The organism is Bradyrhizobium sp. CB1015, from assembly GCF_025200925.1.
Classification (GTDB): Bacteria; Pseudomonadota; Alphaproteobacteria; order Rhizobiales; family Xanthobacteraceae; genus Bradyrhizobium.
Genome location: NZ_CP104174.1, coordinates 4,723,478 through 4,742,761, shown reverse-complemented (window position 1 = coordinate 4,742,761; position 19,284 = coordinate 4,723,478). Strand labels below are relative to the sequence as shown.

18 protein-coding genes are annotated in these 19,284 nt (G+C 63.9%); 9 read left to right on the top strand and 9 right to left on the bottom strand.

All coding sequences use genetic code 11. The features are described from left to right. Window positions 1-24: 24 nt before the first annotated feature. Window positions 25-300 (bottom strand): hypothetical protein, encoded by a 276-nt coding sequence (locus N2604_RS21910; protein WP_260370304.1) that lies wholly within the window; start codon window positions 298-300, stop codon window positions 25-27. Window positions 301-555: 255 nt separating this feature from the next. On the opposite strand from N2604_RS21910, the gene N2604_RS21905 reads away from it, so the two are divergent. From N2604_RS21905 to N2604_RS21895, 3 genes are all read left to right on the top strand, one after another. After that, complete coding sequence (locus N2604_RS21905; protein ID WP_260370303.1) at window positions 556-2,364, top strand: alpha/beta hydrolase; 1,809 nt, start codon at window positions 556-558, stop codon at window positions 2,362-2,364. Between the two features lie 122 nt (window positions 2,365-2,486). Continuing rightward, window positions 2,487-2,885, top strand: coding sequence for an MAPEG family protein (locus N2604_RS21900; protein WP_260370302.1), 399 nt, complete (start codon window positions 2,487-2,489; stop codon window positions 2,883-2,885). A gap of 20 nt (window positions 2,886-2,905) precedes the next feature. Then, window positions 2,906-3,772 (top strand): ornithine carbamoyltransferase, encoded by an 867-nt coding sequence (locus tag N2604_RS21895; RefSeq protein WP_260370301.1) that lies wholly within the window; start codon window positions 2,906-2,908, stop codon window positions 3,770-3,772. A 243-nt stretch (window positions 3,773-4,015) separates the two neighbouring features. On the opposite strand, the gene argC is transcribed toward N2604_RS21895, so the two are convergent. The 3 genes from argC to N2604_RS21880 all read right to left on the bottom strand — a co-directional run bounded on the left by argC (window position 4,016) and on the right by N2604_RS21880 (window position 6,530). Continuing rightward, window positions 4,016-4,999, bottom strand: a complete 984-nt coding sequence (argC, locus tag N2604_RS21890; RefSeq protein ID WP_260370300.1) for an N-acetyl-gamma-glutamyl-phosphate reductase — start codon at window positions 4,997-4,999, stop codon at window positions 4,016-4,018. Beyond that, window positions 4,996-5,676 carry an FMN-binding negative transcriptional regulator gene (locus tag N2604_RS21885; protein WP_260370299.1) on the bottom strand — a complete coding sequence of 227 codons (681 nt, stop codon included), beginning with the start codon at window positions 5,674-5,676 and terminating at the stop codon, window positions 4,996-4,998. The genes argC and N2604_RS21885 overlap by 4 nt, the downstream gene beginning before the upstream one ends. Before the next feature lie 323 nt (window positions 5,677-5,999). After that, entirely contained in the window at window positions 6,000-6,530 is a 531-nt protein-coding gene (locus tag N2604_RS21880) for a DedA family protein (RefSeq protein ID WP_260370298.1), read from the bottom strand. 272 nt (window positions 6,531-6,802) lie between these two features. Here N2604_RS21880 and parE point away from each other — a divergent pair, with 272 nt between their 5' ends. From parE to N2604_RS21865, 3 genes are all read left to right on the top strand, one after another. Continuing rightward, entirely contained in the window at window positions 6,803-8,845 is a 2,043-nt protein-coding gene (parE, locus tag N2604_RS21875) for a DNA topoisomerase IV subunit B (protein ID WP_260370297.1), read from the top strand. Window positions 8,846-9,273: 428 nt separating this feature from the next. Beyond that, complete coding sequence (locus tag N2604_RS21870) at window positions 9,274-10,110, top strand: outer membrane protein (protein ID WP_260370296.1); 837 nt, start codon at window positions 9,274-9,276, stop codon at window positions 10,108-10,110. 377 nt (window positions 10,111-10,487) lie between these two features. Beyond that, complete coding sequence (locus N2604_RS21865) at window positions 10,488-11,339, top strand: outer membrane protein (protein WP_260370295.1); 852 nt, start codon at window positions 10,488-10,490, stop codon at window positions 11,337-11,339. A gap of 60 nt (window positions 11,340-11,399) precedes the next feature. Here N2604_RS21865 and N2604_RS21860 read toward each other — a convergent pair whose 3' ends face one another. After that, on the bottom strand, window positions 11,400-12,032 hold the full coding sequence (locus tag N2604_RS21860) for a hypothetical protein (protein ID WP_260370293.1): 633 nt from the start codon (window positions 12,030-12,032) through the stop codon (window positions 11,400-11,402). 146 nt (window positions 12,033-12,178) lie between these two features. Between N2604_RS21860 and N2604_RS21855 the strand changes: the two genes are divergently transcribed. After that, window positions 12,179-12,364, top strand: a complete 186-nt coding sequence (locus N2604_RS21855; RefSeq protein ID WP_025036050.1) for a hypothetical protein — start codon at window positions 12,179-12,181, stop codon at window positions 12,362-12,364. A 21-nt stretch (window positions 12,365-12,385) separates the two neighbouring features. Continuing rightward, a complete protein-coding gene (locus tag N2604_RS21850; protein WP_260370292.1) occupies window positions 12,386-13,156 on the top strand; it encodes an SDR family NAD(P)-dependent oxidoreductase in 771 nt (256 codons plus the stop codon). A gap of 110 nt (window positions 13,157-13,266) precedes the next feature. On the opposite strand, the gene N2604_RS21845 is transcribed toward N2604_RS21850, so the two are convergent. From N2604_RS21845 to N2604_RS21830, 4 genes are all read right to left on the bottom strand, one after another. Next, window positions 13,267-14,031 (bottom strand): outer membrane protein, encoded by a 765-nt coding sequence (locus tag N2604_RS21845; protein WP_260370291.1) that lies wholly within the window; start codon window positions 14,029-14,031, stop codon window positions 13,267-13,269. 178 nt (window positions 14,032-14,209) lie between these two features. Next, complete coding sequence (locus N2604_RS21840; protein ID WP_260370290.1) at window positions 14,210-15,457, bottom strand: FAD-dependent oxidoreductase; 1,248 nt, start codon at window positions 15,455-15,457, stop codon at window positions 14,210-14,212. Window positions 15,458-15,609: 152 nt separating this feature from the next. Then, window positions 15,610-16,005: a hypothetical protein gene (locus N2604_RS21835; protein ID WP_260370289.1), complete on the bottom strand. Its 396-nt coding sequence runs from the start codon at window positions 16,003-16,005 to the stop codon at window positions 15,610-15,612. 387 nt (window positions 16,006-16,392) lie between these two features. Next, window positions 16,393-17,904 (bottom strand): caspase family protein, encoded by a 1,512-nt coding sequence (locus N2604_RS21830; protein ID WP_260370288.1) that lies wholly within the window; start codon window positions 17,902-17,904, stop codon window positions 16,393-16,395. A gap of 200 nt (window positions 17,905-18,104) precedes the next feature. Here N2604_RS21830 and N2604_RS21825 point away from each other — a divergent pair, with 200 nt between their 5' ends. Next, complete coding sequence (locus N2604_RS21825; RefSeq protein ID WP_260370287.1) at window positions 18,105-19,070, top strand: helix-turn-helix domain-containing protein; 966 nt, start codon at window positions 18,105-18,107, stop codon at window positions 19,068-19,070. Window positions 19,071-19,284 lie beyond the last annotated feature (214 nt).

The following is a 19,284-nucleotide window of genomic DNA, read 5'->3' as shown; positions in this document are numbered from 1 at the left end:
CTTGCCGGTCTCGCGGCCACGAGCCTATTTGGCGTCCTTGGCGGCAGCGGCTTGGCGATCGCGCGCGGCGGCAAGCTCGGCCTCGATCTTGGCGCGCTGCTCCAGCGGGATGATCGCCTGATCGCGATCCGGCGGCAGATCGTGCACCGGCAGGTAGGTCCCGGGCTCCCTGGCACGCGGCGGCGCATCCGCAGGCGCCAGATCCGCGAACTGGCTCGAACACCCGCCCAGGGCGAGCGCCGCGATCAGCACCGCGCCGCAAATCGGCAGCGTCTTTTGCAGGTCCCATACCGCCAACACTTGGGAAATCCCCTACTCGTCCCAAAGCACGGCCCCGGGCAAGCTTACCCAAGACCGCGCCCAAGCTCAAACCATTGCTGCCCAAGAATGGTGCGAGCTAGAAAACAGCCGATGCCCAACAAACCGAGCCGTGCGGCCCGATTGTGACGGAACCAAGAAGATTTGTCGCAGTGCAACACATCTTCGAGAGTGTTTAACGTCAAACATGCGAGCTTCGCGGTGACGAATACGGAATGAATCGTTACTGTTCTGCTCATGAGTATGGCCACCACCGATACGCCGAAACCCGAGACGAAGTTCGATGCCGAAGCCTTCGCGATGAACGTCGCGCGGGCGATGGAGAGCGGCGGGAAGGCGCTCGCCGCCTATCTCAAGCCGCGCGAGAGCGGCGAGGTGCAGGACCGCCCGCCGGCCGAGCTTGCCGAGGTCGTCAAGACATTCACCTCGGTCGCCGAATATTGGCTGTCGGACACGTCCCGCTCGTCCGATCTCCAGACCAAGCTCGCCAAGGACTATCTCGACCTCTGGGGCTCGGCGGCGCGCCGCCTGGCCGGTCAGGACGCCGAGCCCGCGATCGCGCCCTCACCGCGCGACAAGCGCTTTGCCGATCCGGAATGGAAGTCGAACCAGTTCTTCGACTTCGTCATGCAGCTCTATCTGCTCACGACCAAATGGGCGCAGGAGCTGGTGCGCGACGCCGAAGGGCTCGATCCGAACACGCGCCGCAAGGCCGAGTTCTACGTCCAGCAGGTCACCAACGCGCTCTCGCCATCGAACTTCGTGCTGACCAATCCCGAGGTGCTGCGCGAGACGGTGGCGTCCAGCGGCGAGAACCTCGCGCGGGGCCTGAAGATGCTGGCCGAGGACATCGCCGCCGGCAAGGGCATGCTGAAGATCCGCCAGTCCAACCCGGACAATCTCGTCGTCGGCGTCAACATGGCGACGACGCCGGGCAAGGTGATCTACCAGAACGAGATGATGCAGCTGATCCAGTATTCGCCGACGACGGAGAAGGTGCTGCGCACACCGCTCCTGATCGTGCCGCCCTGGATCAACAAGTTCTACATCCTCGATCTCAAGCCGGAGAAATCCTACATCAAGTGGTGCGTCGACCAGGGCATCACCGTGTTCGTGGTCTCATGGGTCAATCCCGACAAGCGGCTCGGCAACAAGGGCTGGGAAGCCTACATGAAGGAAGGCCCGCTCACGGCGATGGACGTGATCGAGAAGGTCACCGGCGAGATGAAGGTGCACACCGCCGGCTATTGCGTCGGCGGCACGATGCTCGCGACCACGCTGGCCTGGCTCGCCGAGAAGCGCCGCCAGCGCGTGTCGTCCGCGACCTTCTTCGCGGCCCAGGTCGACTTCACCCATGCCGGCGATCTCCTGGTGTTCGTCGACGAGGAGCAGATCGCAGCGCTCGAGCACGACATGAAGACGGCCGGCGTGCTGGAAGGCTCGAAGATGGCGATGGCCTTCAACATGCTGCGCTCCAACGACCTGATCTGGTCCTATGTGGTCAGCAATTATCTGAAGGGCCAGCAGCCGAGCGCGTTCGACCTGTTGCACTGGAACTCCGATGCGACACGGATGACGCAGGCCAACCATTCCTATTACCTGCGCAATTGCTACCTCGAGAACCGGCTCTCCACCGGCACGATGGTGCTCGACAACACCCTGCTCGATCTCTCCAAGGTGAAGGTGCCCGTCTACAATCTCGCCACTCGCGAGGACCACATCGCGCCCGCTGAATCGGTGCTGTACGGCTCGCAATTCTTCGGCGGCCCGGTGAAATACGTGCTGTCCGGCTCTGGCCACATCGCGGGCGTGGTCAATCCGCCTGCGGCGAACAAGTACCAGTATTGGACCAACGACAACATCAAGAACGTCAACGTCGCGCAGTGGATGAAGGGCGCCGTGGAGCACAAGGGCTCATGGTGGCCGGACTGGCGCCAATGGCTGGGCGAGCTCGATCCCGAGGAAGTCCCGGCGCGCGCGGTCGGCAGCGAAGCATTCCCGCCGATCGAGGACGCGCCCGGCAGCTATGTCAGAGTTCGCGCGTAGCGGAATCTGGCGCGCTTTCTTATAGACTGATCGTTTGAGCATGATCTTTTCGGAAAACCGCTACTCACTTTTCCGGATCATGCTCTAGCCTCAATCCAGCGACGACACAGGGGACCGGCACTATGACACGCGAATTGTTCTGGCTGACACTGACGGTGATCCTGACGGGGGTTCTCTGGATTCCCTACATCATCAACCGCTGCCAGGTTCGCGGGTTGAGCGGTGCCATGGCCAACCCCTCGCGCGGCGACAAGCCGCAGGCGGAGTGGGCGAACCGGCTGATGTTCGCCCATGACAACGCGGTCGAGAACCTCGTCATCTTCGCGCCGCTGGTGCTGATCCTGAACGCGATCGACTATTCCACGAAATGGACGGTGCTCGCCTGCGCCGTCTATTTCTGGTCGCGCGTCGCACACATCATCGTCTATGCGCTTGGAATCCCGGTGTTCCGCACCCTCGCCTTCACCGTCGGCTTCCTCGCCCAGGCCGTGCTGGCGCTGGCGATCTTCGGATTGGTTTGAAGTCGCCCCGATGCGGGTTCATGCCTAGCGAATCCAGCCGGGACTTTCTCCGGTTTCAGGATCTCGATGCGGACACGATCCTGTCCATTGTTGCGCGCGCGCAGGTGCTCGCGACCGCATGGACCGACCGCGCCATGCCGCAGAGCCTCGCCGGCAAACGCGTGGCCGTCATCGTCGACGATGGCGGCTGGCGGAATACGACCGCATTCGATCTCGGCGTCAGAGCCATGGGAGGCATCTCGGTACAGCCTCCGCTCCGGTTCAATGTCCATGAGACTACGGCTGATCTCGCCAAGTATCTCGACAACTGGTTCGACATCCTGATCGTGCGCACCCGGGAATTGTCGACCTTGCACGAGCTTGCAGCGCACGCCACCGTCCCAGTGATCAACGCCAGAACGCGATCAAATCACCCCTGCGAGACGCTCGGCGATCTCGCCTATGTCAACGACAAGCGCGGATCGCTGGAGGGCCTGAAGGTTGTCGGTGTCGCTTCAGACGCCAACATTCTGCGATCTTGGGTCGAAGCCTCGATCTCCCTGCCGATCCAGGTGACGCAGATCTATCCGGAAGACTGGCACATCAAGGATATCGCGAGTCCGAACTTTGCCACGAGCACCAGTCTGGACAGCTTGCTCGATGCGGATGTGATCATCACGGATTGCTGGCCCGATGGCGGACGGGCGGATCAACTCCTTCAATACCAGATATCGGCGCCCCTCCTCGACAGCTGCCGTCGCGACGTCATTTTCCTGCCCTGCCCGCCCGTGACTAGAGGCAAGGAGGTTAACGCCACCGCGATGATCCACCCTGCATGTCAGAGCACGGCCGCGAAGGCTTTCCTGCTCCACGCACAAAACGCCCTGCTGGAATGGGTCGCCGCATAGCTGGCGCCGGTCGGCACGTTCTCGCATACCGACCGCATCGAGCAGGACGTCGATCTGATCACCGCCCGGATCAACTACCGCTTCGGCGGTCCGGTCATCGCGAAGTATTGAGGTCTCGTGTCCCGGACGCGCGAAGCGCGAGCCGGGACCTAGAAAGCCGCAAATCAAGCAGGACGCATGGGCCCCGGCTCTGCAGCGCATCACTGAAGAAGTGCTGCGCTGCGTCCGGGGCACGAGACTGCCCTACTCCTCCGGCAGGCCCAGCATCAGCCGCATGTTCTGCACGGCCGCACCGGATGCACCCTTGCCGAGATTGTCGAGCCGGGCGACCAGTAGCGCCTGGTGATATTTGTCGCTGGCGAAGACGTAGAGCTCGAGCATGTTGGTCTCGTTGAGCGCCTCCGGCTCGAGCCGGCCGCCCTTGCTCGCCTCGTTCTGCAGCGGCATCACCTTGACGTATTTCGAGCCGGCGTAACGCTTTGCCATCGCCGCCTGCAGGTCGGCGCCGCCGGGCTTGCCCGGCAGCGTGGCGAGCTGGAGCGGCACCGAGACCAGCATGCCCTGCCGGTAATTGCCGACCGAGGGAATGAAGATCGGCCGCCGCGTCAGGTTCGAATAGAGCTGCATCTCCGGCAAATGCTTGTGCTCGAAGCCGAGGCCGTAGAGCTCGAAGGACGGCGCGCTGCCGTCTTCGAAGCTTGCGATCATCGACTTGCCGCCACCGGAATAGCCGCTCACCGCGTTGACGGTGACGGGATAATCAGGCGGCAGCAGGCCGGCATCGACGATCGGCCGCAAGAGCGCGATCGCGCCGGTCGGATAGCAGCCGGGATTGGAGACCTTCTTCGCGGCCTTGATCCTGCCGGCCTGGTCCGGCGTCAGCTCCGGAAAGCCGTAGGCCCAGTCCGGCGCGATCCGGTAGGCGGTCGAGGCATCCAGCACCTTCGGCGCTTGAGTGCCCATGCTGTCGACCAGGGCAACGGTTTCCTTGGCGGCGTCGTCCGGCAGGCATAGGATGACGAGATCCACCTCCTCCATCAGCGCCTTCTTGGCGGCGGGATCCTTGCGCTTGTCATCGGGAAGCGTCTTCACGACGACGTCATTCTGGTGCTTCATCCGCTCGTTGATGCCGAGGCCGGTGGTGCCGGAACCGCCATCGACGAAGACGGTGGCCGGCTTCTTGGCCGCGCTCGTGGCCGGAGCTTTGGTGGTGTCAGCGAGGGTCATGGCGCGCTCCCTTCGAGCATGTTCGTGTCGTCTGAGAAAACTTGTTCTGCGAAGGCTTGCGGCCTTACCTGCCGCATCAAATGTGAGATCTGCTTGGCGTCGGCGTCGCCGGCACTGAGCGCATTGGCGATCGCCGCAAAGTCGGCGTCGGACTTGTGCTGGTTCAGCTTGAAGCTGCCTTCGACGTCTTCAACCGTCATGGCCAGACCCACGATCCCCTTCTTCAAGGCCTCGAGCCGCCCGGCGGTCATCTTACCCGAGGTCCAAGGCTTCTTCGGCAGCAGCCAGGTCTCGAACTTGTCGCTGAGCGTGTCGAGTTGCACCGCCAGCTCGTCGTCCGACAACAGCCGCACCGGCCCGCTCAGATGCACCGACAGGTAGAGCCAGGTCGGAACCTGATCCGGCGAGACGTACCAGTCCGGCGATACATAGGCATCGGGGCCGTTGACCGCGAGCAGCCACGACGCATCGCCGCCCGCCAGTTTTAGCAGCGGATTGTGACGGGCGAGATGAAACGCGGCCTGCGGCGTGCCGTCTGCGGCATAGGTCAAATAGAACGGCAATGGCGAGGCGATCGGCTTCCTGCCGTCGAAGGCGCACATGGTGCCGAAGCCGCGCTCATCGGCGAATTTCAGGCTCGCGGCGCGGTCCTGCTTGAAAAAGGGTGGCGTGTACATCGTAGTCTCCTGCTGGGCCTCCTCGGGGGAGCCGCCGGATCAGATCGCGCTGACAGGAGAGAGGATGCCGCGGATCGGGTCCAGCGGCAAAGACGATGATCTCAAACGCGATCGACCGCCCAAACCGCTAGGCTGCGGCGGCGGCGACGAGCGAACAGGATGGTCGCGGCGTTGATCATGGCGCGCGGCTATAAGGCGAGATGCGGTTCCCGTCAAGGTGACCTTTGTCATTCCGGGGCGATGCAAAGCATCGAACCGGAATCTCGCACCACAATCTCGAGTTCCGGGTTTCCTCGCTTCGCGATCGCCCCGGAATGACGGGACTAGAACAACCGCCAGGTCCATTCCATGATCTTGGCGAGCACGTCACCGAACAGCAGCAGCACGGCCGACCAGACCAGGGCCGAGATGAAATTGGCGGCCTGGAAGCTCCAATAGGGCATCTCGAAAATGCCGGCCGCGAGCGGCACGGAGGCGCGCAAGGGACCGAAGAAGCGGCCGATGAAGATGCTGGGGATGCCCCAGCTGCGGACGAAAGCTTCGCCTCTGGGCAGCAGCTCCGGGTAGCGCGAGAGCGGCCACATCTGGGCGACGTGCTCCTTGTAGCGGTAGCCGAACCAGTAAGAGACCCAGTCGCCCAGCGCCGCCCCGAGGCCGCCGGCGATCCAGACCGGATAGAAGTTGATGCCGCTCACCCCGATCAACGCGCCGATCGCCACCAGCGCGCCCCAAGCCGGGACCAAGAGCGAGATGAAGGCGAGCGACTCGCCGAAAGCCAGCAGGAACACGATCGGAGCCGCCCAGGCCTGGTGAGCGCGCACGAAATCGGCCAGGGCGTGCGCAAATTGCTCCATTCCAGATTAAGCCTTCCCGCCCGCTCAAGGTGCTGCTCGATGAAAACGACTGGTAAGCCAAGGACTTGTGTGACATCAAGTCACAAAAACCAATCCAAACCAGTCCGATACGTCAAATTGCCGGGAACTAATGGCAATGCGGCGTAAAATCGCCGGGATTGGCGCCCAACCACGCCGCTTGGCCGGCCCGGCGATAACCTTTCCAATCCAGAAGTGGCATAGTCCGCTGAACCGATTCGCCGCCGTGCGGCCCTCTAAGCACATCAAGATACATGTCCAAGCAGTTGAAGCCCAAAGCAAAAGATGACTTTTTCGGCGGTGACGAGCCGAAGCCCCGCGCCGCCAAGGCGGCGCCGCGCGGAAGCGGCGGGGAAGCCGATTACACGGCAGCCGACATCGAGGTGCTCGAAGGGCTGGAACCGGTGCGGCGCCGGCCCGGCATGTATATCGGCGGCACCGACGAGAAGGCGCTGCATCACCTGTTCGCCGAGGTCATCGACAACTCGATGGACGAAGCGCTGGCCGGACACGCGACCTTCATCGGAGTCGAGCTGAGTGCGGACGGGTTCCTGACCGTGACCGACAACGGCCGCGGCATCCCGGTCGACCCGCATCCGAAATTCCCGAAGAAGTCGGCGCTCGAAGTCATCATGTGCACGCTGCATTCGGGCGGCAAGTTCGACAGCAAGGTCTACGAGACCTCGGGCGGCCTGCACGGCGTCGGCATCTCCGTGGTGAACGCCCTCTCCTCGCGGCTCGAGGTCGAGGTCGCGCGCAGTCAGAAGCTCTACCGCATGACCTTCGAGCGCGGTCACCCGAAGGGCAAGCTCGAGGACCTCGGCAAGATTAACAATCGCCGCGGCACGCGCGTGCGCTTCAAGCCCGACACCGACATCTTCGGTGCCAAGGCCGCGTTCAAGCCGCAGCGCCTGTTCAAGATGACGCGCTCGAAGGCGTATCTGTTCGGCGGTGTCGAGATCCGCTGGAACTGCGCGCCCGAGCTGCTCAAGGGCATCGAGGACGTGCCGGCCGAGGCGACGTTCCACTTCCCGGGCGGCCTCAAGGACTATCTCGCTGCCGCGATCCACGCCGACACGCTGGTGCATCCGGACATCTTCTCCGGCAAGTCGGGGCGCAACGGCGCGCATGGCGCCTGCGAATGGGCGGTGGCCTGGACCGCGGATGCCGACGGCTTCCTCTCCTCCTACACCAACACCGTGCCGACGCCCGATGGCGGCACCCACGAATCCGGCCTGCGCAGCGCGCTGCTGCGCGGCCTGAAGGATCACGCCGAGCGCGTCGGCCAGGGCAAGCGCGCCGCCTCCGTCACCTCGGAAGACGTGATGGTGGGCGCTGCCGTGATGCTCTCGGTGTTCGTGCGCGAGCCCGAATTCCAGGGCCAGACCAAGGATCGCCTCGCCACCGCCGAGGCGCAGCGCATCGTCGAGCAGGCGATGAAGGATCCGTTCGACCATTGGCTGTCGGGCAATCCGAACATGGCCAACCGGCTGCTCGACTTCGTCATCGACCGCGCGGAGGAGCGGCTGCGGCGGCGGCAGGAGAAGGAGACCGCGCGCAAGACGGCCGGCAAGAAGCTGCGCCTGCCCGGCAAGCTCGCCGACTGCACCGATGCCGGCACCGAAGGCTCCGAGCTGTTCATCGTCGAGGGCGACTCGGCCGGCGGCAGCGCCAAGCAGGCGCGCGACCGCAAGACGCAGGCGGTGCTGCCGCTGCGCGGCAAGATCCTCAACGTCGCTTCCGCCGGCAAGGATAAGCTGACGGCGAACGCACAGCTTTTCGATCTCGTGCAGGCGATCGGCTGCGGCACGCTGGCGCATTATCGCGAAGAGGATCTGCGCTATCAGCGCATCATCATCATGACCGACGCCGACGTCGACGGCGCCCACATCGCCTCGCTCCTGATCACCTTCTTCTACCGCCAAATGCCGCGGCTGATCGACGAGGGCCATCTCTTCCTCGCGGTGCCGCCGCTCTACAAGCTGACCCACGGCTCGAAATCCGTCTACGCCCGCGACGACGCGCACAAGGAGGCGCTGCTCAAGAGCGCCTTCAACGCCAACGCCAAGGTCGAGGTGAACCGCTTCAAAGGTCTCGGCGAGATGATGCCGGCGCAGCTCAAGGAGACCACTATGGACCCGGCCAAGCGGACGCTGCTCAAGGTGGTGCTGCTGGCCGACGACCGCGACACCACGGCGGATTCGGTCGAACGGCTGATGGGCACCAAGGCTGAGGCGCGCTTTGCCTTCATCTCGGACAAGGCCGAGTTTGCCAGCGACGAGCTGCTGGACGTGTGAGGCGGAAGGCCCAAGCCACGGCGCTTGGGCAATCGCCTTTGCCGGCCCCGCTTTGTTACGCATCAGCCGAACCATGCCAAAATGCGCCGAATCGGCTCCTGAGAGGGTGCCGGGAGAATCGCGCTGATTGAAATCGGCGCGATTTCAGGCACAACGGGACCACATCCTGAGCCTGATCTCGAAAATTGCTGATGGCGCCTCAAGCACAACTTTGAGGCGCGGCCCCGGTTGTACGAATAACCAACTGTATTAGCAGCTCTTTTCGCCTCACCGATCGACCCTCCCCGCTGTGTCCTCCGTACAACACCGGACCGTTTTCGAGCACCTGTGTCTGGGCAGCAACAGCATTTCGGGCGGAAACGTCTATAGTCCAAGCATCGAATTTGACCGGAACTGCGCTCGCGCCGACAAGGTTTGGGGATTTTAACATGAAGAAGATTTTGTTCGCTCTGACCGCGGTCGCGGCGATGACCGGCTCGGCCTCGGCCGCCGACTTGGGCGCCCGTCCGTATGCAAAGGCTCCGGTCGCGGCTCCCGTGGCCAACTGGACCGGCTTCTACGTCTTCGGCGGTGGCGGCGGCGGTCTCTGGAATGCCGACAGCAACGTGAACAGCACCGGTGTCGTTGGCCCGTTCGGCGGTTTTGGTCCGGCAGGCACGGCTCTTACACGCGATCAGCGCCTTGGTGGCTCGGGATGGTTCGGCACTGTCGGCCTCGGCTATGACTGGCAATTCAATAGCCGCTGGGTCGCGGGCGCCTTTGCAGACGGTCAGTTTGGCGACATCCGCGGTTCGCTGAGCGACCCCTGGTTTGGTACTGAGGGCCGCGAAAAGCTTCGAACCAGCTACGCGGCTGGTGTGCGACTGGGATATCTAGTTGCTCCCAACGTCCTTTCCTACGTAAACGCGGGTTACTCCGGCTCTGAGTGGTCGGGCACAACGCAGTTCCCGCTTGTCGGCCCCACCGCTACTGCTTTTTCCACGACTCAATCCTTCCGTCGCGACGGCTGGTTCATCGGCGGCGGCGTCGAGAACAACTTGGACTTGTTCGGTGTCTCCGCCCCCGGCTGGTTCATGAAGACGGAGTACCGTTCGGCATTCTACGATCGGATTTCGCTGCCCACGACGATCGCTGCAGGCAACGTCTTCGCCTTGCCTGTGGGGCCGACCGGGGACGCCGTTACTTTCAAGCCCTGGGTTCAGACCATCAGCACCTCGCTGGTCTACCGCTTCAATTGGACCGGCCCGGTCGTCGCGAAGTACTGATCTGATCTTACGATCAAGCAAGCCCCGGCATCGCCGGGGCTTTGCCATTTTGGGGTGACCGGACCGCGATTCATCTGCGATTCGGCCAGCGACTCACAGGGCAAGCCGGGGGTAGGGCTGAGGCAGAATTGCCTCTATGTCGGACCACGGCCAATTGCCAACGAAGCTTGCCCGAAGGAAAAATCCGGGAATACATGTAAGATATTGAAGGCACTTTATTTTCATGGATGCGATAACGCTTCAAGAATTCGCCCGGCTGGCGTTTTCCGGCGCCTGTACCTAGCCGGCAACAGCATTTCGGCGAGAACCGTCTATTGTTCGGGCATCAGATGAGACGGACTTCAGTGCGCTCGCGCCGACAGGGTTGGGGATTTGAAATGCAGAAGACGTTGCTCGCTTTGACCGCGATCGCGGCGATGACCGGCTCGGCCTCGTCCGCCGACTTGGGCGCCCGTCCCTATGCGAAGGCTCCTGTGGCTGCTCCGGTGGCGAATTGGACCGGCTTCTACGTCTTCGGCGGTGGTGGCGGCGGGCTCTGGAGTGCCGACAGCAACGTTAACAGCACTGGTGTCGCGACCTTGCCATTCTTGGGCTTTGGGCCTGCTGGCACTGCGCTCACTCGTGATCAACGCTTGGGTGGCTCAGGTTGGTTTGGCACAGTTGGTATTGGGTACGACTGGCAGTTCAACAACCGCTGGGTGGTCGGTGTCTTTGGTGACGGCCAGTTCGGCGATATCCGCGGTTCGCTGAGCGACCCCTGGTTCGGTACTGAGGGCCGTGAAAAGCTGCGCACGAGCTACGCCGCCGGTGCGCGGCTGGGCTATTTGGTCGCTCCAAATGTTCTCTCTTACGTGAACGCCGGTTACTCCGGTTCGGAGTGGTCTGGCACCACGCAAACCTTCCTTATCGTGCCGCCGTTTGTTCCCACCGGCGCGCAAACTACCACCAGCTCCTTCCGTCGTGATGGCTGGTTCATCGGCGGTGGCGTCGAGAACAATTTGGATCTCTTCGGAATCTCGGCGCCGGGCTGGTTCATGAAGACCGAATATCGGTCGGCCTTCTACGACCGCATTTCGCTGCCCACGCGCTATGTCGCTGGCAACGATTTCCTTGGCGCACCCGGAACTCTGACCGGCGAAGCCGTTACGTTCAAACCCTGGGTCCAGACCATCTCGACCTCGCTGGTCTATCGCTTCAACTGGAGCGGCCCGGTCGTCGCGAAATACTGATCCGAACGCAGGTTCAGACGTCAAAGCCCCGGCATCGCCGGGGCTTTTTCGTTTTGGGTTCTAGCGTCCGACACTCGCCTTGAGCGCCCCATAGGCGTCGGCGAGCCGGGCTTCGATCGCGGCCCAATCGGCTTCGGTGATCGCCTCGCCCCGTTCATCGCGAAACGCCATGGCTTCGGCCCGGGCAACGCCGAACCCCCCGATGCCGGGATCGTCATCTGCCCTGCCATAGGTCAGCGCCGCAACGCGCGCGATGGTCAGGCCATAGTCGTGGGGGGCGACCGCCTCGCGCCGCGCTTGCCACCAATCGAGCTCGAGCCGGGCGGCCTGCTCCACGTCGAATGCAAGGGAAGCAGCCGACGCAAGGTTCCGGTAATAGGCCACGAGAGCCGGCAGTGCCGCAGCCGCCTCCGGGCGCGACCGCGTCGGCTGGAACGTTTTCGCGGCCTCGGCCGCGCTGAGGGCGACCTGCAGGCTCTGCAGCGGCGAAAATCCGAATTGCGTCCGGATCGACTGATAGAGATGGATGAACAGCGCGGCATAGCGCTTGTCGTAATAGTCGCGCCACATCGCGGTCTCCAGCCGCGCCATCTCGGCCGGATCGAAGGCGCGCAGATCCGCCTGACGCGGAATTGCGGCGTAGGCGACGGCCAGCGCGATCGCAGCCGCGGCCCCCAGGATGATCTTGCGCATCGCCTTGCGTCCTCCTCGCGCCCCTTGCGGCCACGGCCCATTGTATCCGCACCAGAGCTACGGCTAGTCTGGCGCCAAGGTTTTCGCGGCCGCGGCATTCGCTGATGCCGTGGACCGCGACAGAAGCGGACCGATGGGAGGAATGCATGCGCAGATTTCTGCTTGTGGCAGGCCTGTTTGCAACCGCTCTCGGGCTGCTCTGGATCGGACAGGGCACGGGCACGGTTCCGTGGCCGCGATCGAGCTTCATGGTCAACCAGCTGCAATGGGCCGGCTATGGCGCTGCCATGGCCGGGTTCGGGCTGGTGCTGATCTGGCAGAGCAACCAATAGAAGAAACCAGGGAATACAAGCATGACATCCAGCCGGTTCGATCTCCGCGGCAAGGTCGCGATCGTCACGGGAGGCAATGGCGGCATCGGGCTCGGCATGGCGCGGGGCCTCGCCGATGCGGGCGCCGATATCGCCGTGGTCGGACGCAACGAGACCAAGTCCGCCGCCGCCGTGGCCGATCTCAGGCAGCGTGGCGTGAAGGCGATCGCCGTCGCCACCGACGTCACCGACAAGGCCGCGGTCGCAGCCATGATCGAGCGCGTCGTCAAGGAGCTCGGCCGCATCGACATCCTCGTCAACAATGCCGGCATGAGCATCCGCAAGCCGCCGCACGAGCTCGAGCTCGACGAATGGAACAAGGTGATCGACACCAACCTCACCAGCGCCTTCGTGTGCTCGAAGCTGGCCTATCCGGCGCTGAAGGCGTCCGGCAACGGCAAGGTGATCAACATCGGCTCGATGATGTCGATCTTCGGGGCGAGCTTCGCGACCGCCTATGCGGCCAGCAAGGGCGGCATCGTGCAGTACACCCGCGCCTGCGCCAATGCCTGGGCGCCCGACAACATCCAGGTCAACGCCATCCTGCCGGGCTGGATCGACACCGATCTCACCCGCGGCGCACGGCAGCAGGTCTCGGGGCTGCACGAGCGCGTGCTGGCGCGCACGCCCGCGGGGCGTTGGGGCGACATCGACGACTTTGCCGGCATCGCCGTGTTCCTGGCATCGCCAGCGTCGAATTTCGTCACGGGTACGGCGATCCCGGTCGATGGCGGATTTTCGGTGATGGCCTGAGGCCGGCCGGCCCGCCAGCCAACGACGCAAAAAGAAGCCCCGGACAACGCCGGGGCTTTTGAATTTAGGCAGTGCTTTTCTTGATCGTTGGTCGCGTTGCGTCGACGTGCTCAGTAGCGGGCGATGACCGGCGCGTCGAACTTGTAGCTCGCGCGCACCACGGCCCACTGAATGTCTCGCGGCTTGGCATCGAAGGTGTAATTGCCCGCGGTGCCACCGAGCTGATAGGTCTGGCTGCCGAAGGCGGCGTAATTGTATTCGAGGCCGACGATCCAGTTGCGGGTGACGCCGTATTCCCAGCCGGCGCCGACGGTCCAGCCGTTGGCCCAATGGGTCTGTCCGCCCGAGCCCGACACACCGACGGTGTCGCTGACCGAGAGACGGTTGTTCACGCCGGCATAGCCGCCCTTGATGTAGAAGAGGTTGTTCTGCACGGCGAAGCCGGCACGGCCGACGACTGTTGCCAGAACATTGGCACGCCAGGAGAACACGTCGTCACCGGCGCCAAACACGGTGTTGACGACCGTGCCCTTGTTATCAAGCCCGGAGATCGTGCCTTCCACGCCGAACACATAGTTGTTGGCCTGCCAATTGTAGCCGATCTGCGCGCCGCCCATGACGCCCGAGTTGCGCTGGCGATAGCCCTCTCCCGGCAGCAGATCGCCGAACGCCGCGCCCGTTCCGTTGTTGATGAACTGCTCGTTGGTCCATGCGCCACCGATGTGGCCGCCGACATAGAAGCCGGTCCAGTTGAACAGCGGCTCGACATAGGCGGGCGCCTTCGTGTAGCGCGCACCGAGATCGGCGGCGGAGGCCGCACCCGTCGAGACCAGAGCCGTCGTGCAGGCGAAGGCGGCAATCAACTTATTACGCATGGTACACCCCGTGTCCTTGGATGGACGCACGGTCACAGACGGCTCTTACTAAAATTGAAATCAACACGGTTAACGTGGCGGTTGGGCCGCACCGAGCCGTGAATCCGGTGGCGATGTTGCAGGCGTGCAACGCATCGCGCGCGATTTCACGCAGCGTTATCCCTACCGAAGCCCTACGCTAGGATTCCGGTGCGGCGCGCGAATGCACGTGCTCGGGCCGCACGCCGATCGCGATCAGGCGCGCCGGAATGCCCTGCAACCACGGCAGCGCGGTGATGAGGCGCACGACCAGCGGCACCTGCAGTCGTCGATCGCTGCCCTGCAAGGCGCCGCTGATGATGTTGTTCTGCACGACCACCTGCATGCGCTGCGTCATCTTCACCGGGAACTCGCGACGGCGCCTGACGGCATCGAGCTCGTGCTCGGACGGGCAGCCATGCTGCAGCCTGTCCGCCAGGAGGTTCGCGGTCGCGACCGCATCCTGCACGGCGAGATTGACGCCGACGCCGCCGACCGGCGACATCGCATGCGCGGCGTCGCCGATGCACAAAAGGCCCGGCTGCGTCCAGCGCGCCAGACGGTTGATCGCGACGGTGAGCAGCTTGACGTCGTCGAAGCTCCTCACCTCGGCGATGCCGGCGCGGAGGATCGGCGCCATCCGCACGACGTCGTCGAGCAGCGCCGATAGTCCCCTCGCCTTCACCGCCTCGTACTGCCCCTTGGCGATGACATAGGCGCATTGCCAATAATCGCCTCGGTCGAAGGTGATCATCATCTTGCCGGGCTCGACCCGCGCGAACACGTTCTCGGTCTCGTCGGGTCTGCGGCCGGCGCGAAACCACAGCACGTCCATCGGCGCGCCGATTTCCTCGACGCCAAGGCCGGCGCGCTCGCGCACCGTCGAATGCCGGCCGTCGCAGGCGATGGTGAGATCGGCTTCGATGTCGATGATACCGTCAGGCGTCTTCGCCCGCACGCCGGCAACCGTCTCGCCGCGACGGATCAGATCGATCGCCTCCGTGCTCATCATCACCTCGAGGGAGGCAAAGCGCCGGCCGGCCTCGCGCAGAAAATTCAAAAAGTCCCATTGCGGCATGAAGGCGATGAAGGGGTACTTGGTATGGAGCCGGCTGAGATCGGCAATGCGCACCGGCGTGCCGCCGAACAGACCGTCCATCTTCTGCAAGCGCTGGTGCGGCAGCTTCAGGAAGCCGTCGATCAGGCCGAGCTCGTCCATCACCTGAAGCGTCGAGGGATGCACGGTATCGCCGCGGAAGTCGCGGAAGAAATCCGCATGCTTCTCCAGCACCACGACGTCGATGCCGGCCCGCCCCAGGAGATAGCCGAGCATCATGCCGGCAGGTCCCCCGCCCACGACGCAGCACCGGACCTTCTTCGTCCGCTTCGCTTGTTGATTGGATGTCATTGCCGCGCGATCTAGCTATCGATCAGAAATGCCTGACGATACTAGCGCGATTCACGCCGAAGGCCGTCTCAATTTACAGCGACAGCCCGCGCGGCCCCTTCTCAGCATACAAAGGCCCGCAGAGCGCGGGCCTTTGCGTGATGCGGGGATGACTATTTCTGGTCTTCGTTGCTGGTCCCGGTCCCCGGACTGCCGATCGGCAAGCCATTGCGCGCATGACCGACGCCGGAGTTGCGCTCGGCTTGCGCCGCCGCAGGCGTCTTACCGTTCGCGGTCGGTGGCTGAACATTCGGATTGTTCGGGCTGTTGTTGGTCTTGACGTTCGCTCCGGTGGTGGTTCCCTGGGTCCCCATTCCGGACGGAGCCGACGGCCCCGAATTGGCGCTGCTGGATGACGTGCCCGTTCCGGCGCCTGAGCTTGCCGCAGATCCCGCCCCGGCGCCACTGGCACCGCCCGCGCCACCGCCTGCGCCACCTCCGCCTTGAGCAAGGACGGTCGTCGAGACTGCAGCACAAGCGATCATTACGAGAATGGATTTGCGGATCATGGATCGTCTCCCTGGTTTGGCAGACAATCCGAGTCAGCAGGAGTAGTTCCTTCCGGCAGAATCGACGTTCGCTTGCCTCAGGGCTTTTGCGACTTCCGTTCCCATGGGCGCTTGCCATCACCGTCGCGATCCCAGGGTCGGGTGATCGGAGCGACCCTCTCTTCTGCAGCGGCTTTCGCACGATCCGCTTGCACGCGTTCGCGGTCGGTGAGTGGCGGCGTGCCGGGGGCTGGAGTCGTTTGAGCCAGAACCGGAAGCGTCGTAAGGAACGTAACGATGATGAATTTTGTCATCCCCGGCTCTAGCACTTTCAGCTTGACCTGTCCGATTTAACTTCCTCCACCCCGTAGGGTGATCCTGTCACAATCACGCCGGCCGAACAGCGCATCAATTGTTACTCCGGTTCGCGCTCCTAAAACTCTTGATCTCCGACACGCTGCCATCGCGATAGGTCAGCTCGACCGAGACCGATTTCGTGCTTGGCGCGAGCTTCATGTAGAGCGGCATGCCGGCGCTGACCGCGCTGGGGTCGCGCATGTCGCAGGGCGGCATTTTCAGGACCTGGTTGGGCACGGCGGTGTCGATGCCGATGCGCACCTCGCGGATGGCGCAGCGGTAGGACACGAGGTGGGTGTAATAGACGAGCAGTCCGTTGAACTCGCGGAACGACAGCCAGCTTGTCGAGGTCATGTCGAGGATCTTGCGCTGGTCGCGGATCAGCGCGGCCTCGGGATCGAACCTGATCGGGAACGGGCCCTGCATGTCGCCGGACTGATCGACGTAGCGGACCTCGATGGTGCCGGCCTGCGCATCCGGCGGCAGCTCGATCGACGGGTTCGGCATCCGCTTGCGGGTGCGCGGATCGAGCGTGTCGATGAAGCCGGTCTCGCGGAAATCGCCCTGGCCTGCCATGCGCCAGGAAATGCCGAGCGTCGGATCGGCAAAAGAGAAGGTCACGCTCCAGCCGCCATTGTGCCGCGAGAAGCTCGCGATCGGCGCGTTAAGGGTCTCCTCCTTGGGCATCTGCGGCACCGACACCGGCGGCAGCGCCGCAAGCTTCTGCGGCGGCTCGGCCGGACGCGCGGCGACATCCTTCGCCATGCCGCTGAGGAAGACGTCGTCGACCATCTGATCGAAATAGACCGGCACCTGCCTGTGCTTGACGGTGTCGGCCATCTCGCTGACCAGACGACGCGTACGCTGCGCCACCTGCACCAGGTTCTCGCCGGGCTGCAGCAGCTCCTTGGCGAACGTGCGCGTGAACACCGAATTCGGATTGGCGTCGTCATTGGAGAGGCGATCGAGCGCGGTCTGGCGGGGACCGGCGGAGAACACCGAGAACACGCCCTCGGGCAGCTGCGTCATCGGCGCGAGCCCGCCGGCGCCGGCGACGGCGCGGGTGCCCTTGCGCTCGAACGGATTATTGCGGCAGGCGTCGAACACCAGGATCGAGGTCCGCGCCTTCTTGTTCTGAAGCCGCTCGACGATGCGGTCGGCGAGAATCGAGGCGTCGCGCACCAGCTCTTCCTGTCCTTCCGTTGCCGCCGGCACGTCGGTCGGCAGCAGATAATTCTGGCCGGCGATCTCGAAGCCGTGGCCGGCATAGAAGAAGAACGCGGTATCGCCGGGCTCGATCGCCTTGTCGAAGGCGAGCAGCGTCTCGGAGAATTGCTGCCGGCTCTGGTTCTCGGCGACCATCACCGAGAAGCCGAGCTGCTTCAGCGTATCGCCCATGGTGCGGGCATCGTTGACCGCCTTGAGCAGCTTCGGCACGTTCTTGTAATCGTTGTTGCCGACGACGAGCGCGACGCGCTTCTCGGCAGAGGCGGGCGCTGCGAAGCCGCTCAGGCTTGCTGCGAGGCCAAGGGCCGCCAGAATTCTGAAAAGCCGACGCGTCATCGCAAAATTCCTGTTGCAGAACCGGCCCTGCCGCCGATCTTCGAACGGCAGTCCATGGGACCCCCTGCCGCTGTGTGATAGTCGGCCCAGACCAGACGACGGTTCAAGGGACCTGGGGCTCCGATTGCGCGATCCGCTATGGCCGATTCCGCCGGAATCTGTTTCCTTTTGGACAATTTCGCCGGAAGCGAGGGTCTGCCGTGTTGCACTGGTGTACGGACGAGGTCGAGCCGAAGGATCGGTTCGATTATTGGCGCGAGGTGCGCGCCAAGGGATTGTTCGGCGTCACCGCCGAGCTCGCGCGCGAACGGCGCGCGGACTTTTTCGGTGAATTCTCGCTGCGTCGGCTGGGCGGCGCCGGCCTCGTCGAGCTGAAGGCCTCGCCTTACGCGGTCGAGCGCAGCGCATCGGACATCGCCTATGCCCCCGGTGAGGCGATCTGCGTCTACCAGCAGCTCGGCAGCGGCGGCTGGTTCGGCGGCATGCGCACAAGCGACTTTGCGATTGCCAATGGCAGCTTCGCCACCAGCCATACCGACCTGCCGTACCGCACCGCGCCGCTTGGCAATGGGGGCTTCCACCTGCGGATCCTCAAGATCCCCGTGCGCAGCATGCCGGTACAGGACAAGCGCATGCGCGAGCTTATGCCCCGGACCTTCAACGATCCGGCCCTGGCGCCCCTGCTCGCGGCCTGCTTTGCCGATCTCGGCGAGATCGCCTCGGACGATGCGGCGTCTGCCGACCAGACCTCCTTGGTCCAGGCTTTGGCCCATCTGGCGCTGATCGAGCGCGGCGTCGTGCGGCCCGGCAGCCGGCGGGGACAAGAGGCACTGCGGACCGCCCGCCTCTCGCAAGCCCGGCGGCTGATTGCGCGTCACTTTCAGGACCCCAACCTTGCGCCAGCCGTTGTGGCCGACCTGCTCGGCGTCTCCGTGCGCCACCTGCACATGCTGTTCGAGATGGCGGAAAAGAGCTTCTCCCAGACGGTGACCGACGAGCGCCTGAAACGGAGCCGGAAGCTGCTGCGCGAGGCGCCGGAGCGGCTGATCGCGGACGTCGCGGCCTCGTGCGGCTTCGAGAGCCTTGCGACCTACTACCGGGTGTTCAATGCCGCCTATGGCATGGCCCCCGGCGACTTCCGGGCCAAGGGCCCGGACGGGCGTTAGCTATCGTCTTGGCGCGGACGGCGGGGCTCAGGGAGCTCGGGGGAAAACCCCAGCCGCGCCCGTGATTTGGGCAAAAACCTCAGGTTTTTTAGGCTCTTCCCGCGCCTGCTCCATTGACTTTGGCCAATTCCCCCCTATGTTCCGGGGCGACGCGGCTCAGATCGAAGAGCGATTCCTGAGCCTTGCGCTTTGTTCGCGTGAGTCAGCACCCCCA

Coding starts and splice junctions, on each gene's coding strand:
- N2604_RS21870 (WP_260370296.1), top strand. CDS start 9,274: ATGAAGAAGATTTTGTTCGCTCTGACCGCGGTCGCGGCGATGACCGGC.
- N2604_RS21835 (WP_260370289.1), bottom strand. CDS start 16,005: ATGATCCGCAAATCCATTCTCGTAATGATCGCTTGTGCTGCAGTCTCG.
- N2604_RS21865 (WP_260370295.1), top strand. CDS start 10,488: ATGCAGAAGACGTTGCTCGCTTTGACCGCGATCGCGGCGATGACCGGC.
- N2604_RS21905 (WP_260370303.1), top strand. CDS start 556: ATGAGTATGGCCACCACCGATACGCCGAAACCCGAGACGAAGTTCGAT.
- N2604_RS21895 (WP_260370301.1), top strand. CDS start 2,906: ATGCCTAGCGAATCCAGCCGGGACTTTCTCCGGTTTCAGGATCTCGAT.
- parE (WP_260370297.1), top strand. CDS start 6,803: ATGTCCAAGCAGTTGAAGCCCAAAGCAAAAGATGACTTTTTCGGCGGT.
- N2604_RS21850 (WP_260370292.1), top strand. CDS start 12,386: ATGACATCCAGCCGGTTCGATCTCCGCGGCAAGGTCGCGATCGTCACG.
- N2604_RS21855 (WP_025036050.1), top strand. CDS start 12,179: ATGCGCAGATTTCTGCTTGTGGCAGGCCTGTTTGCAACCGCTCTCGGG.
- N2604_RS21840 (WP_260370290.1), bottom strand. CDS start 15,457: ATGACATCCAATCAACAAGCGAAGCGGACGAAGAAGGTCCGGTGCTGC.
- N2604_RS21900 (WP_260370302.1), top strand. CDS start 2,487: ATGACACGCGAATTGTTCTGGCTGACACTGACGGTGATCCTGACGGGG.
- N2604_RS21880 (WP_260370298.1), bottom strand. CDS start 6,530: ATGGAGCAATTTGCGCACGCCCTGGCCGATTTCGTGCGCGCTCACCAG.
- N2604_RS21860 (WP_260370293.1), bottom strand. CDS start 12,032: ATGCGCAAGATCATCCTGGGGGCCGCGGCTGCGATCGCGCTGGCCGTC.
- N2604_RS21885 (WP_260370299.1), bottom strand. CDS start 5,676: ATGTACACGCCACCCTTTTTCAAGCAGGACCGCGCCGCGAGCCTGAAA.
- N2604_RS21830 (WP_260370288.1), bottom strand. CDS start 17,904: ATGACGCGTCGGCTTTTCAGAATTCTGGCGGCCCTTGGCCTCGCAGCA.
- argC (WP_260370300.1), bottom strand. CDS start 4,999: ATGACCCTCGCTGACACCACCAAAGCTCCGGCCACGAGCGCGGCCAAG.
- N2604_RS21845 (WP_260370291.1), bottom strand. CDS start 14,031: ATGCGTAATAAGTTGATTGCCGCCTTCGCCTGCACGACGGCTCTGGTC.